Consider the following 13504-nt stretch of genomic DNA (forward strand, 5'->3'; position numbering starts at 1 on the left):
CGGTTGTCCTCAGAATCCGGTCGGGGCTTGGCGGTGCCAGTCAGTTACCTGCTGGTACTGGTGCGCCACGTTGAGCAGGCGACCTTCCTGGAAGTAGGGGGCGAGCAGCTGCACGCCGACCGGCAGGCCGTCGACGAAGCCGGCGGGCATGGACAGCCCCGGCAGGCCGGCGAGGTTGGCGGTGATGGTGTAGATGTCTTCCAGGTACTCGGCGACCGGGTCGTTGTTCTTCGCGCCGATCTGCCAGGCCAGGTTCGGCGTGGTCGGGCCGAGAATCACGTCGACCTCGTTGAAAGCGGCGACGAAGTCGTTCTTGATCAGCCGGCGGATCTGCTGGGCCTTGATGTAGTAGGCGTCGTAGTAGCCGGCGGACAGCGCATAGGTGCCGACCATGATGCGCCGCTTCACTTCCGCGCCGAAGCCTTCGCCACGCGAGCGCTTGTACAGGTCTTCGAGGTTCTGCGGGTTCTCGCAGCGGTAGCCGAAACGCACGCCGTCGAAGCGCGACAGGTTGGAGCTGGCTTCCGCCGGCGCGATCACGTAGTAGGCGGGAATGGCGTGCTGCATATTCGGCAGGGAAATCTCTTTGACGGTGGCGCCGAGCTTCTTCAGCTCCTCGACCACGGCCATGACCTTCTCGCCGATGCGCGCGTCGAGGCCGGCACCGAAGTATTCCTTGGGCAGGCCGATGCGCAGGCCGGCCAGCGGCTGGCTCAGGGCGGCCAGGTAGTCATCCACCGGGGCGTCGACGCAGGTGCTGTCCTTCGGGTCGAAGCCGGCCATGGCGCCCAGCAGCAGGGCGCAGTCCTCGGCAGTGCGGGCCAGCGGGCCGCCCTGGTCGAGGCTGGAGGCGTAGGCGATCATGCCCCAGCGGGAGACGCGGCCGTAGGTGGGCTTGATCCCGGTGAGGTTGGTGAAGGCGGCGGGCTGGCGGATCGAGCCGCCGGTATCGGTGCCGGTGGCGGCGGGCAGCAGGCGCGCGGCCACGGCAGCAGCGGAGCCGCCGGAGGAGCCGCCCGGCACGCGGGTCAGGTCCCAGGGGTTCTTCACCGGGCCGTAGTGGCTGGATTCGTTGGCCGAGCCCATGGCGAATTCGTCCATGTTCAGCTTGCCGAGGGTCACGGTGCCGGCGGCGGCCAGTTTCTCGACCACGGTGGCGTTGTACGGTGCCTTGAAGCCGGTGAGGATCTTCGAGGCGCAGCTGGTCAGTACGCCCTGGGTGCAGAACAGGTCCTTGTGGCCGATCGGCGCGCCGAGCAGGGCGCCGTCTTCGCCTGCCGCGCGGCGGGCGTCGGCGGCTTGCGCCTGGGCACGGGCCAGCTCTTCGGTCACGGTGATGAAGCTGTTCAGTTTCGGGTCGAGCTGGGCGATGCGCGCCAGCAGGGCGCCGGTCAGCTCCACGGAGGAGAAGGTCTTGTCCTTCAGGCCGCGGGCGATCTCAGCCAGGGTCAGTTGATGCATGGGGAACCCTTTCCTTTTATTCGATGACTTTCGGCACGAGGTACAGGCCGCTTTCCACGGCCGGGGCGATGGCTTGGTAGGCGTCGCGCTGATTTGTTTCGGTGACAACGTCGGCGCGCAGGCGCTGGGTGGCATCCAGCGGGTGGGCCATGGGCTCGATGCCGCTGGTGTCGACCGCCTGCATGGCGTCGATCAGGCCGAGGATGTTGTTGAGGGTCGCAGTGGTTTGCGGAATATCGCCTTCGTTCAGGCCCAGGCGGGCCAGGTGGGCGATCTTTTCCACGTCGGAGCGTTCGAGCGCCATCGTGATTCTCCAGGGAGCGAGCGGTGGAAACAGGCGGGGAACGGATGCCGCATGTGGCGGTCAAAGGCCGCGAATTGTGGGCTGCAAGGCCCGGAAAAGCAGGCAATTTAGCATATCTGGCGCCTTGCCCAAAAGGCCGCTCGTTGATAGAGTTTGCCGCACTTTTTTACCCAGCGTTTTCACCACGCTCTGTCTAGGGTTCTCTCCCCATGTTCAAGAAACTGCGTGGCATGTTTTCCAGCGATCTGTCGATCGACCTGGGCACTGCCAATACCCTGATCTATGTCCGCGAGCGCGGTATCGTCCTCAACGAGCCGTCCGTGGTCGCCATTCGTAGCAGTGGCAACCAGAAATCCGTGGTTGCCGTCGGCACCGAGGCCAAGCGCATGCTCGGCCGTACCCCGGGCAACATCTCCGCCATCCGCCCGATGAAGGACGGCGTGATCGCCGACTTCAGCGTCTGCGAGAAGATGCTGCAGTACTTCATCAACAAGGTGCACGAGAACAGCTTCCTGCAGCCGTCGCCGCGCGTGCTGATCTGCGTGCCGTGCAAGTCGACCCAGGTCGAGCGCCGCGCCATCCGTGAATCCGCCCTGGGCGCCGGTGCTCGCGAAGTGTTCCTGATCGAAGAGCCGATGGCCGCCGCCATCGGTGCCGGCCTGCCGGTCGAAGAGGCCCGCGGCTCGATGGTCGTCGACATCGGCGGCGGCACTACCGAGATCGCCCTGATCTCGCTGAACGGCGTGGTCTACGCCGAGTCCGTGCGCGTTGGCGGCGACCGCTTCGACGAAGCCATCATCACCTACGTGCGCCGCAACTACGGTTCGCTGATCGGCGAATCCACCGCCGAGCGCATCAAGCAGGAAATCGGCACCGCCTACGCCGGCGGTGAAGTGCGCGAAGTCGACGTGCGCGGCCGCAACCTGGCCGAGGGCGTGCCGCGCAGCTTCACCCTGAACTCCAACGAGGTGCTGGAGGCTCTGCAGGAGTCCCTGGCCACCATCGTCCAGGCGGTCAAGAGCGCCCTGGAACAGTCGCCGCCGGAACTGGCCTCCGACATCGCCGAGCGCGGCCTGGTGCTGACCGGCGGTGGCGCGCTGCTGCGCGACCTGGACAAGCTGCTGGCCCAGGAGACCGGCCTGCCGGTGATCGTCGCCGAGGACCCGCTGACCTGCGTGGCCCGTGGTGGCGGTCGTGCCCTGGAAATGATGGACCGTCACTCCATGGACCTGCTGTCCACCGAGTGATGCTGAAGAGGTAAGCCGAAGCCGGAAGCTGGTCCTTCCGGCTTTGTGTTTTCTAGCTGTCGGCCTGGAGTAGTTGCCATCAAACCGCTATTTGCCAAGGGACCATCGCTGGGCGTACGACTGCTGGTACTGGTCGTGCTGTCGGCCGTGCTGATGGTGGTGGATGCGCGTTTCGAGGTGCTGCAGCCGCTGCGTGCCAAGCTCGGAGTGATCACCGGGCCGGCTTACCAGGTGGCGCGCCTGCCGGTGACCCTGTGGCAGGCGCTGACCCAGCAGTTCACCAGCCGCAGCGAGCTGATGGCGGAGAACGAGAAGCTCAAGGCCGAGGCCCTGCTGATGCAGGGGCGCCTGCAGAAGCTGGCCACCCTCACCGAGCAGAACGTGCGCCTGCGCGAGCTGCTCAATTCCGCCGCCCTGGTGGACGAGAAGGTGTTGGTCACCGAGCTGATCGGCATCGACCCCAACCCCTTCACCCACCGCATCCTGATCGACAAGGGCGAGAAGGACGGCGTGTTCCTCGGCCAGCCGGTGCTCGACGCCCGCGGCCTGATGGGCCAGGTGGTCGAGGTGATGCCCTACACCGCCCGCGTGCTGCTGCTCACCGACACCAACCACAGCATCCCGGTGCAGGTGAACCGCAACGGCCTGCGCGCCATCGCCGCCGGCAGCGGCAACCCGGAGCGCCTGGAGCTGCGCCACGTGGCCGACACGGCGGACATCAAGGAAGGCGATCTGCTGGTCAGCTCCGGCATGGGCCAGCGTTTCCCGGCCGGCTATCCGGTGGCCACGGTCAGCGAGGTGGTGCACGACTCCGGCCAGCCCTTTGCCATCGTCCGCGCCGTGCCCACCGCGGCGCTCAACCGCAGCCGCTACATGCTGCTGGTGTTCACTGACGGGCGCACCGCCGAGGAGCGCGCCACCGAGGCCGCCGAGGCCCAGGAGGCCGCCGATCGCGAGGCCGAGGCTCAGGTCAAGCCCGAGACGCCGCCGGCCGCTACCGCACCGGCACAGCCCGCGACCGCACCGGCGCCTGCCGTCGAACGGGAGAATCAATGATGGTCCAGCTCAAGGCACGCAACGGCTGGGTGATCTGGGCCACCCTGCTGCTGGCCCTGCTGCTCAGCGTGGCGCCCCTGTTGCCGTTCATGGAAGTCGGCCGGCCGCTGTGGCTGGCGCTGTTCCTGTCCTACTGGGTGCTGGCCGTGCCGCACCGTATCGGCATGGTCGGCGCCTGGAGCCTGGGCCTGGTGCTGGATGTGCTCAATGGCACCCTGCTCGGGCAGAACGCCCTGATCCTCACGCTGATCACCTTCCTGGTGCTGTCGCTGCAGCGTCGCCTGCAGATGTTCCCCATGTGGCAGCAGAGCCTGGTGCTGCTGGTGGTGTTCGGCCTGGCCCAGCTGGTGCAGCTGTGGCTCAACGCCCTGACCGGCAACCGTCCGCCGACCCTGACCTTCGTCCTGCCGGCGCTGATCAGTGCCTTGCTCTGGCCCTGGGTGTTCGCCATCCTGCGGGGACTGCAACAGCGCTTCGCGGTGCATTGAGGCGCCTTTCCCACCCCACCCCTGACAGGGAGATGTCTGCATGGCCACGCTGCACCTGGCCTCGGGTTCCCCTCGCCGGCGCGAGCTGCTGGCGCAGATCGGCGTGCCTTTCGCCACGCTGATCGCCTCCATAGATGAAACGGCATTGCCCGGCGAGCCGGCCACGCGCTATGTAGAGCGCCTGGCGCGGGAAAAGGCGCTGGCCGGCCTGCAGGCCCTAGGCGCACCGGTCGATGCGGTGGTGCTGGGGGCCGACACCGCCGTGGTGCTGGATGGGCGCATCCTCGGCAAGCCCGCGGATCGTGCCGAGGCGCTGGCCATGCTAGCGGCGTTGTCCGGTCGCGAGCACCAGGTGCTGACCGCCGTGGCGCTGGCCGCCGCCGGGCGCCTGGAGTCGCGGGTGGTGGCCAGTCGGGTCAGCTTCCGTGCCCTGCGCGCGGGCGAGGCGGAGGCCTACTGGGCCACCGGCGAGCCGTGCGACAAGGCCGGTGGCTATGGTATTCAGGGGCTGGCGGCGGTGTTCGTCAGCCAGATCGAGGGCAGCTACTCGGCCGTGGTCGGCCTGCCGTTGTGCGAGACGGCGCAGCTGCTCGGCGAATTCGGGATTCCGTGCTGGCAGGTCTGACCTGCCGGCCCACACTAGATAGCGGCGGCCCCTGGCCAGCAGTCGCAGCGCGCAGAGTAGGACGCATGAGCGAAGAGATCCTGATCAACATCACGCCGATGGAATCCCGTGTGGCGGTGGTGGAAAACGGCGTGCTGCAGGAAGTGCACGTCGAGCGCACGCAGAAGCGCGGCATCGTCGGCAACATCTACAAGGGCAAGGTGGTACGGGTGCTGCCGGGCATGCAGGCGGCCTTCGTCGACATCGGCCTGGAGCGCGCCGCCTTCATTCATGCGGCGGAGATTTCCACCCGTGAGGGCAGTGCGGTGGAGTCCATCGGCGCGCTGGTCCATGAGGGCCAGAGCCTGATCGTGCAGGTGACCAAGGACCCGATCGGCACCAAGGGCGCGCGCCTGACCACGCACCTGTCGATTCCCTCGCGTTATCTGGTCTACATGCCGCGCACCGCGCATGTCGGCATCTCCCTGAAGATCGAGGATGAGGCCGAGCGCGAGCGCCTCAAGCAGGTGGTGGCCGACTGCGTGGCCGCCGAGGGCATCGAGGAGACCGGCGGCTTTATCCTCAGAACGGCCGCCGAAGGTGCCGGCAGCGACGAGATCCTGGTCGACATCCGCTACCTGCGGCGCCTGTGGGAGCAGATCGCCGGGCAGATGCAGACGGCCAAGACCCCCTCGGTGATCTACGAGGACCTGTCCCTGGCCCTGCGCACCCTGCGCGATCTGGTCAACCCGAAGATCGAGAAGATCCGTATCGACTCGCGGGAGACCTTCGGCAAGATCACCCAGTTCGTCGACGAGCTGATGCCGGAGATCGCCGACCGCCTGGAGCACTACCCCGGCGAGCGGCCGATCTTTGACCTCTATGGCGTCGAGGACGAGATCCAGCGCGCCATGGAGCGCAAGGTGCCGCTCAAGTCCGGCGGCTACCTGATCGTCGATCCGGCCGAGGCGATGACCACCATCGACGTCAACACCGGCGCCTTCGTCGGCCACCGCACCCTCGAAGAGACCATCTTCAAGACCAACCTCGAGGCGGCCACCGCCATCGCCCGCCAGCTGCGCCTGCGCAACATCGGCGGGATCATCATCATCGACTTCATCGACATGGAAGATGAAGAACACCAGCGGCAGGTGCTGCGCACCCTGGAGAAGCAGCTGGAGCGCGACCACGCCAAGACCAACATCATCGGCATCACCGAGCTGGGCCTGGTGCAGATGACCCGCAAGCGCACCCGCGAGAGCCTCGAGCAGGTGCTCTGCGAGCCCTGCAGCGCCTGCCAGGGCCGCGGCAAGCTGCGCACCGCCGAGACCATCTGCTACGAGATCTTCCGCGAGATCCTCCGCGAGGCCCGCGCCTATCAGGCCGAGGGCTACCTGGTGCTGGCCAACCAGAAGGTGGTCGACCGCCTGCTCGACGAGGAGTCGGGCAACGTCGCCGACCTCGAGGCCTTCATCGGCCGCACCATCAAGTTCCAGGTGGAGAGCATGTACTCCCAGGAACAGTACGACGTGGTGCTGCTCTGAATGAGCCGGCTCGCTAGCCTGCTGACCGGGCTGCTGCGCGCGGGGCTGGGACTGTGCGCCCTGGCGCTGGTGCTAGCCGCCTTCTATGTCAGCCTGGGGCGCGAGCTGGTGCCGCTGGTCGCCGAGTATCGCGACGAAGTGCAGGCCAGGGCCCGCGCGGCCCTCGGCCTGCCGCTGTCGATCGGCAGCCTGGAAGGCGGTTGGAGCGGTTTCGCGCCGGTGCTGACCGCCCACGATGTGCTGCTCGGCGAGGGCGCCAGTGCCGTGCGCCTGGACCAGGTGCGGGTGGTGCCGGATGTCTTCGCCAGCCTGCTGGCGCGCCAGCCGCGCCTGGCCAACCTGCAGTTCGAGGGGCTGCAGCTGAGCCTGCGCGAGGACGCCGCGGGGCGCTGGACGGTGGAGGGCCTGCCGGCACGCGAGCCGGGCCGGCCGCTGCAGGCGCAGCAGCTGATCGATGGCCTGAAGATGGTCAGCAAGGTCTCCCTGCTCGGCAGCCAGCTGACCTTCGAGCCGCAGGGCGGCGAGCCGCTCAGCCTCACCTATATCGACCTGACCCTGCGCAGCGGCAGCGTGCGCCAGCGCCTCGACGGCCGCCTGCGCCTGCCGGATGGCCAGCCGCTGGCCCTGCGCGTGCGCGTGCGCCTGGATGCCAAGGACATTGCCTCCAGCCGCGCCGAAGCCTATCTCAGCCTGCCGCACAGCGACTGGGCCGGCTGGCTGCCCAAGGGCCTGACCCGCGACTGGCGACTCGCCAAGGCCCAGGTCGGCGGCGAGCTCTGGCTGGACTGGGCGGACGGCGCCGTGCAGCGCGCCGCGGCGCGCCTGCACGCCCCGGAGATTCGCGGCGCCTATGCCAAGCGCAAGGCGGTGCAGGTCAACGACCTGGGCCTGAGCGCCTACTTCGAGCGGCGCGACCAGGGTTTCGACCTGTTGGTCGACGGCCTGGCCCTGAGCCTGGGCGAGACGCGCTGGGGCGAGGTGCAGCTGGCCCTGAACCAGCAGTTGGACGCCGAGGGCCGGGCGCAGCGCTGGGCCCTCAGTGCCGACCACCTCGACCTCACCCCGCTGGCCCCGGTGGTGCTGGCCCTGGCGCCGCTGCCGGACAAGGCCGCCGAGGTGCTCGACGCGCTGCAGCCGCGCGGCACCCTGCGCAACGTACAGCTGGAGTATCGGCCCCAGCTCGATGGCCGCGAGCGTGTGCAGTTCTCGGCCAACCTGGAACGGGTCGGCATCGGCGCCTGGCAGGGCGTGCCGGCGGTGGATAATGCCAGCGGCAGCATCAGTGGCGATCTGGGCGGCGGCGAGCTGTTGGCCGCCAGCGAGAACTTCGGTCTGCATTTCCCCAACCTGTTCCCCGAGATGTGGCGCTATCGCCAGGTCGGCGCGCGCCTGCTGTGGGAACTCGACGACCAAGGCCTGACCCTGCAGAGTCCCTACCTGCAGGTGGTCGGTGACGAGGGGCGGATCGCCGGCGATTTCCTCGTGCGGCTGAAGCAGGATCCGGCCGAGGAAGACTACATGGACCTGCGCGTCGGCCTGCGCGACGGCGATGCCCTGCAGGCCAGGAAGTACCTGCCGACCCGCTCCCCCGGCCTCAGCCCGGCGCTGGCCGAGTGGCTGCAGAGCGCCATCCGCGGCGGCCACATCGACAACGGCTGGTTCCAGTACCAGGGCTCGCTGGCCAAGGGCGCCGCGGATGCCGCACGCAGCATCGGCCTGTACTTCCGCGTGGACAACGCCGAGCTGGCTTTCCAGCCCGGCTGGCCGAGCCTGCGCGAGGCGCGCGGCGAGGTGCTGATCGAGGACGACGGCGTCGACGTGCGTGTACCCGAGGGGCGCATCCTCGACAGCCGGGTACGCGAAGTGCTGGTGAGCATCCCCAAGGCGGCCAACGGCCAGCCGCGCCTGGCCCTGGATGGCGAGCTGGAGAGTAGCCTGGCGGATGCCCTGAAGATCCTCCAGGAAGCGCCCATTGGCACCGCCGAGACCTTCGCCGGCTGGCGCGGGCAGGGCCCGTTGTCGGGCAAGCTGAAGCTGGACATTCCCCTGAACAAGGGACAGAAGCCGCAGGTGCAGGTGGACTTCGCCACCGAAGGCGCCGAGCTGCAGATGAGCAATCCGCAGCTGGAGCTCACCCAGCTCAAGGGCGCGTTCCGCTTCAACACGGCCACCGGCCTCAGTGCCCCGGACATCCGCGCCCAGGTGCTCGGCCATGCCGTGCGCGGTCGTGCGCTGGCCCAGGGCGCGCGCGGCAATGCGCGCACCCGCATCGAGGCTAGCGGCAAGGTGCCCCTGGAGCGGCTCAGCGCCTGGCTGGGCCTGACCCAGCCGCTGCCGCTCAGGGGCGAGCTGCCCTACAGCCTGGGCCTGACCCTGGATGGTGCCGACAGCCAGCTGCGGGTCGACTCCAATCTGCAGGGGCTGGCCGTCGAGCTGCCGGCACCGTTCGCCAAGCCGGCTGGCGAGGCGCGCAAGGCCACCTGGCGCATGACCCTGCAGGGCCGCGAGCGGCGCTATTGGCTGGATTACGCCGGCCTGGCCAGCCTGACCTTCGCCGCCCCCGTGGGGCAGGCGCTGCAGGGGCGCGGCGAGCTGCGCCTGGGCGGCGATCCGGCCCTGTTGCCGTCGAGCCCGGGGCTGCGCCTGTCCGGGCGCCTCGGCGAGCTGGACTGGTCGGCCTGGCAGGCCGCGATCAAGCCCTACAGCGGCCTCGCCGGCGATGGCCAGAGTCGCCAGTTCCTGCGCGGTGCCGAGCTGAGCATCGGGCGCTTCAGCGGCTTCGGCACCCAGGTCGACAATCTTGCGCTCAAGCTGGCCCGCGCCCAGGCCGGCTGGCAGCTGGATCTCGCCAGTGCCCTGCTGGAAGGGCGCATCGAGCTGCCCGATGCCCAGGGCGCCCCCATCCGGCTCGACCTGGCGCGGCTGAGCCTGCCGCCGGCCGCGCCCGGGAGCGAGCCGGCCCAGGACAAGCCCGATGCCCTGGCGGCGGTCGACCCGCGCCAGCTGCCAGCCCTGGATGTGCGCATCGCCAAGGTGCTGCAGGGCGACGCGCCGCTCGGCGCCTGGTCGCTGAAGGCGCGGCCGACGCCGCAGGGGGTGCGCTTCAGCGAGCTGGCCCTGGAGCTCAAGGGGTTGCGGGTGGGCGGCGAGGCCGGTTGGGAAGGCGCTCCGGGCAGCACACGCAGCTGGTACAAGGGGCGCATCCAGGGCGACAACCTGGCCGATGTGCTCAAGGCCTGGGGCTACGCGCCCACCGCGACCAGCGAGCGCTTCCGCCTGGACGTCGATGGCAGCTGGCCGGGCTCGCCGGCCTGGCTCAGCCTCAAACGCCTCTCCGGTCGCCTCGACGCCAGCCTGCGCAAGGGCCAGTTCGTCGAGGTGCAGGGCTCGGCCTCGGCCCTGCGCGTGTTCGGCCTGCTCAACTTCAACTCGATCAGCAGGCGCCTGCGCCTGGACTTCTCCGACCTGCTCGGCAAGGGCTTCAGCTACGACACCACCAAGACCCTGCTGGTCGGCCAGGACGGCGTGTTCCAGACCCGCGAGCCGCTCAGGGTGGTCGGCCCGTCCAGCACCCTGGAGCTGAACGGTACGCTGGACATGGCCCGCGACCAGATCGACGCCAAACTGCTGGTGACCCTGCCGGTGACCAACAACCTGCCGCTGGCGGCCCTGATCGTCGGCGCGCCGGCGGTCGGTGGCGCGCTGTTCGTCGCGGACAAGCTGCTCGGCGACCGGGTGGCGCGCTTCGCCAGCGTGCAGTACCTGGTCAAGGGGCCCTGGCAGAACCCCGAAATCAGCTTCGACAAGCCGTTCGAGAAGCCGCGTTGAGCGACTTGCGGTAGCATGCAGGCAAGCCCCGGACGGAAAGCACCATGTCCCTCGCCGTAATCCAGATGGTCAGCCAGGACGATGTCCTGGCCAACCTCGCCGCCGCCCGCCGCCTGCTGCAGCAGGCGGCCGAGCGTGGTGCACGCCTCGCCGTGCTGCCGGAGAACTTCGCCGCCATGGGCCGCCGCGACCTGGCCGAGCTCGGCCGCGCCGAGGCCGAGGGCCGCGGCCCCATCCTGCCCTGGCTGCAGCAGACCGCCCGTGACCTGCGGCTGTGGATAGTCGCCGGTACCATTCCCCTGCCGCCGGACGGCCAGCCCAGCGCCAAGGCGCATGCCTGTTCCCTGCTGATCGACGAGCACGGCGAGCGCGCCGCCCGCTACGACAAGCTGCACCTGTTCGACGTGGACGTCGCCGATGCCCGCGGCCGCTATCGCGAATCGGACGACTTCGCCTTCGGCGCGCAGGTGGTGGTGGCCGGCACCCCGGTCGGCCGCCTGGGCATGACGGTATGCTACGACCTGCGCTTCCCCGAGCTGTACAGCCGCCTGCGCGAGGCCGGTGCCGAGCTGATCAGCGCCCCGGCGGCCTTCACCGCCGTCACCGGCGCCGCCCACTGGCAGGTGCTGACCCGCGCCCGCGCCATCGAGACCCAGTGCTATGTGCTGGCGGCGGGGCAGGGTGGCAGCCATCCGGGCGGGCGCGAGACTTTCGGCCACTCGGCGATCATCGACCCCTGGGGCCGCGTGCTCGCCGAGCAGCCCCAGGGCGAGGCGGTGCTGCTGGCCAGCCGCGATGCCGCCGAGCAGGAGGCGATCCGCCGGCGCATGCCGGTGGCCCGGCACAGACGTTTCATCGCGCCGGCCCAGCCCGGGCCGGCGCCCACGGAGTTCCTATGAGCGACATTCTCGGCCGCGTCAGCGGCCACCTGCTGACCCCCGGCAACCTCTCCATCGAGCAGCTGCCGGCGATCCTCGGCGAACTGGCCGGCCCCGGCATCGATGCCGCCGACCTGTACTTCCAGAGCCAGGTCTCCGAGTCCTGGGTGCTGGAGGACGGCATCGTCAAGGAGGGCAGCTTCAACCTCGACCAGGGTGTCGGCGTGCGTGCCCAGTCCGGCGAGAAGACCGGCTTCGCCTACAGCAACGCCATCCATGCCGAGGCCCTGAGCCAGGCGGCGCGTGCCGCCCGTTCGATTGCCCGCAGTGGCCAGCAGGGCCGCGTGCAGGCCTTCGCCAGCCCGCAGGTGGTCGCCCTGTATGGGCAGGACAACCCGCTGGAGGTGCTGCAGCGCGCCGAGAAGGTCGAGCTGCTCAAGCGCATCGACGTCGCCACCCGTGCCCTCGACCCGCGCATCAAGCAGGTCACGGTGAGCCTGGCCGGGGTCTGGGACCAGGTGCTGGTGGCCGCCAGCGACGGCAGCCTGGGCGCCGACATCCGCCCGCTGGTGCGCTTCAACGTCAGTGTCATCGTCGAGCACAACGGTCGTCGCGAGCGTGGCGGCCATGGCGGTGGCGGACGCTGCGACTACCGTTACTTCCTCGAACGCGATGGCAGCGGCGACGAGCGCGCCCTGGGCTACGCCCGCGAGGCGCTGCGCCAGGCGCTGGTCAACCTGGAGGCGATCCCCGCGCCGGCCGGCACCCTGCCGGTGGTGATGGGCGCCGGCTGGTCCGGCGTGCTGCTGCACGAGGCGGTCGGTCATGGCCTGGAGGGCGACTTCAACCGCAAGGGCAGCTCGGCCTACAGCGGGCGCATCGGCCAGCAGGTGGCGTCGAGCCTGTGCACCATAGTCGACGACGGTACCCTGGCCGGGCGCCGCGGCTCACTGAGCCTGGACGACGAGGGCACCCGCACCCAGTGCACCACGCTGATCGAGAACGGCGTGCTCAAGGGCTACATGCAGGACAAGCTGAACGCGCGCCTGATGGGCGTGGCGCCGACCGGCAACGGCCGCCGCGAATCCTACGCGCACCTGCCGATGCCGCGCATGACCAACACCTACATGCTGGCTGGCGAGAGCGACCCGGAAGAGATCATCCGCTCGGTGAAGAAGGGCATCTACTGTGCCAACCTCGGCGGCGGCCAGGTCGACATCACCAGCGGCAAGTTCGTGTTCTCCACCAGCGAGGCCTACCTGATCGAGGACGGCCGCATTACTGCGCCGGTCAAGGGCGCGACCCTGATCGGCAACGGTCCGGAGGCGATGAGCCGGGTGTCGATGGTCGGCAACGACCTGGCCCTGGACAGCGGTGTCGGTACCTGCGGCAAGGACGGCCAGTCGGTGCCGGTGGGCGTCGGCCAGCCGACCCTGAAGATCGACGCGATCACCGTCGGCGGTACCGGCGCCTGAGGCGCCGGGCAGCGGAAGCGTTAACGCAGGCCGCGCTGGACCTCGTCCAGGTCGCGGATGTATTTGAAGACTTTGCGCGCGGCGGCAGGCGGCTTGTTGTGGGCCGCTTCATGCTGGGCATGGCGGATCAGGCTGCGCAGGTGCTGGCGGTCGGTCTCGGGATAGTCGGCGACGAAGCTCTCCAGGGTGCTGTCGTCACCGGCGATCAGGCGGTCGCGCCAGCGCTCGAGGGCGTGGAAGCGCTCGTTGTACTCACGGGTGGAGCTGTCGACCTGGTCGATCAGCGCGGTGATCGCCTCGATGTCCTGGTCGCGCATGAGCTTGCCGATGAACTGGATATGGCGCTTCTTGGCGGCATTGGCCGTGTGCTTCGGCGCCTCGGCCAGGGCCTTGCGCAGATTGTCGGTCAGCGGCAGCTTGGCGATCAGCTCGGGCTTGAGGGTGGTCAGGCGGGCACCGAGATCCTGCAGGGCGTGCAGCTCGCGCTTGATCTGGGTCTTGCTCTTCTCGCCAGAGAAGTCTTCGTCGTAAGAATCAGCCATGGGGGCGGTCCGGATGGAAACGCCGCCATGATAACCAGTCAGGGAGGGCCTGTCCGCAGCGGACCGGCCGCCCGTCG

Annotated in this window: 11 protein-coding genes; 8 read left to right on the forward strand and 3 right to left on the reverse strand. The window is 69.1% G+C overall.

Annotation, left to right across the window (positions count from 1 at the left end; genetic code table 11):
- Positions 1-9 precede the first annotated feature (9 nt).
- Positions 10-1461, reverse strand: a complete 1452-nt coding sequence (gatA, locus tag DMO17_RS17705) for an Asp-tRNA(Asn)/Glu-tRNA(Gln) amidotransferase subunit GatA (RefSeq protein WP_110683799.1) — start codon at positions 1459-1461, stop codon at positions 10-12.
- Between the two features lie 16 nt (positions 1462-1477).
- Positions 1478-1765, reverse strand: coding sequence for an Asp-tRNA(Asn)/Glu-tRNA(Gln) amidotransferase subunit GatC (gene gatC / locus DMO17_RS17710; RefSeq protein ID WP_110683800.1), 288 nt, complete (start codon positions 1763-1765; stop codon positions 1478-1480).
- Between the two features lie 209 nt (positions 1766-1974).
- Here gatC and mreB point away from each other — a divergent pair, with 209 nt between their 5' ends.
- From mreB to tldD, 8 genes are all read left to right on the forward strand, one after another.
- Positions 1975-3012, forward strand: a complete 1038-nt coding sequence (mreB, locus tag DMO17_RS17715) for a rod shape-determining protein MreB (protein ID WP_043309161.1) — start codon at positions 1975-1977, stop codon at positions 3010-3012.
- 135 nt (positions 3013-3147) lie between these two features.
- Positions 3148-4068, forward strand: coding sequence for a rod shape-determining protein MreC (mreC, locus tag DMO17_RS17720; RefSeq protein WP_394335641.1), 921 nt, complete (start codon positions 3148-3150; stop codon positions 4066-4068).
- Positions 4068-4556 (forward strand): rod shape-determining protein MreD, encoded by a 489-nt coding sequence (gene mreD, locus DMO17_RS17725; protein WP_110683890.1) that lies wholly within the window; start codon positions 4068-4070, stop codon positions 4554-4556. The genes mreC and mreD overlap by 1 nt, the downstream gene beginning before the upstream one ends.
- Positions 4557-4596: 40 nt before the next feature.
- Positions 4597-5181, forward strand: coding sequence for a Maf family protein (locus DMO17_RS17730; RefSeq protein ID WP_110683801.1), 585 nt, complete (start codon positions 4597-4599; stop codon positions 5179-5181).
- Between the two features lie 65 nt (positions 5182-5246).
- Complete coding sequence (gene rng, locus DMO17_RS17735; protein WP_110683802.1) at positions 5247-6704, forward strand: ribonuclease G; 1458 nt, start codon at positions 5247-5249, stop codon at positions 6702-6704.
- Positions 6705-10532, forward strand: a complete 3828-nt coding sequence (locus tag DMO17_RS17740; RefSeq protein ID WP_110683803.1) for a YhdP family protein — start codon at positions 6705-6707, stop codon at positions 10530-10532.
- A 44-nt stretch (positions 10533-10576) separates the two neighbouring features.
- Positions 10577-11431, forward strand: a complete 855-nt coding sequence (locus DMO17_RS17745) for a carbon-nitrogen hydrolase family protein (protein ID WP_110683804.1) — start codon at positions 10577-10579, stop codon at positions 11429-11431.
- The gene (gene tldD, locus DMO17_RS17750) at positions 11428-12885 is read left to right on the forward strand and encodes a metalloprotease TldD (RefSeq protein ID WP_110683805.1); all 1458 of its coding nucleotides are present in this window, start codon (positions 11428-11430) and stop codon (positions 12883-12885) included. Before DMO17_RS17745 ends, tldD begins: the two co-directional genes overlap by 4 nt.
- A 20-nt stretch (positions 12886-12905) precedes the next feature.
- Here tldD and yjgA read toward each other — a convergent pair whose 3' ends face one another.
- Positions 12906-13427: a ribosome biogenesis factor YjgA gene (yjgA, locus tag DMO17_RS17755; protein WP_110683806.1), complete on the reverse strand. Its 522-nt coding sequence runs from the start codon at positions 13425-13427 to the stop codon at positions 12906-12908.
- Positions 13428-13504: the final 77 nt, after the last annotated feature.

Source organism: Aquipseudomonas alcaligenes (genome assembly GCF_003205495.1).
In the GTDB taxonomy this organism is placed as follows: Bacteria; Pseudomonadota; Gammaproteobacteria; order Pseudomonadales; family Pseudomonadaceae; genus Aquipseudomonas; species Aquipseudomonas alcaligenes_B.

Coding starts and splice junctions, on each gene's coding strand:
- gatA (WP_110683799.1), bottom strand. CDS start 1,461: ATGCATCAACTGACCCTGGCTGAGATCGCCCGCGGCCTGAAGGACAAG.
- gatC (WP_110683800.1), bottom strand. CDS start 1,765: ATGGCGCTCGAACGCTCCGACGTGGAAAAGATCGCCCACCTGGCCCGC.
- mreB (WP_043309161.1), top strand. CDS start 1,975: ATGTTCAAGAAACTGCGTGGCATGTTTTCCAGCGATCTGTCGATCGAC.
- mreD (WP_110683890.1), top strand. CDS start 4,068: ATGGTCCAGCTCAAGGCACGCAACGGCTGGGTGATCTGGGCCACCCTG.
- DMO17_RS17730 (WP_110683801.1), top strand. CDS start 4,597: ATGGCCACGCTGCACCTGGCCTCGGGTTCCCCTCGCCGGCGCGAGCTG.
- rng (WP_110683802.1), top strand. CDS start 5,247: ATGAGCGAAGAGATCCTGATCAACATCACGCCGATGGAATCCCGTGTG.
- DMO17_RS17740 (WP_110683803.1), top strand. CDS start 6,705: ATGAGCCGGCTCGCTAGCCTGCTGACCGGGCTGCTGCGCGCGGGGCTG.
- DMO17_RS17745 (WP_110683804.1), top strand. CDS start 10,577: ATGTCCCTCGCCGTAATCCAGATGGTCAGCCAGGACGATGTCCTGGCC.
- tldD (WP_110683805.1), top strand. CDS start 11,428: ATGAGCGACATTCTCGGCCGCGTCAGCGGCCACCTGCTGACCCCCGGC.
- yjgA (WP_110683806.1), bottom strand. CDS start 13,427: ATGGCTGATTCTTACGACGAAGACTTCTCTGGCGAGAAGAGCAAGACC.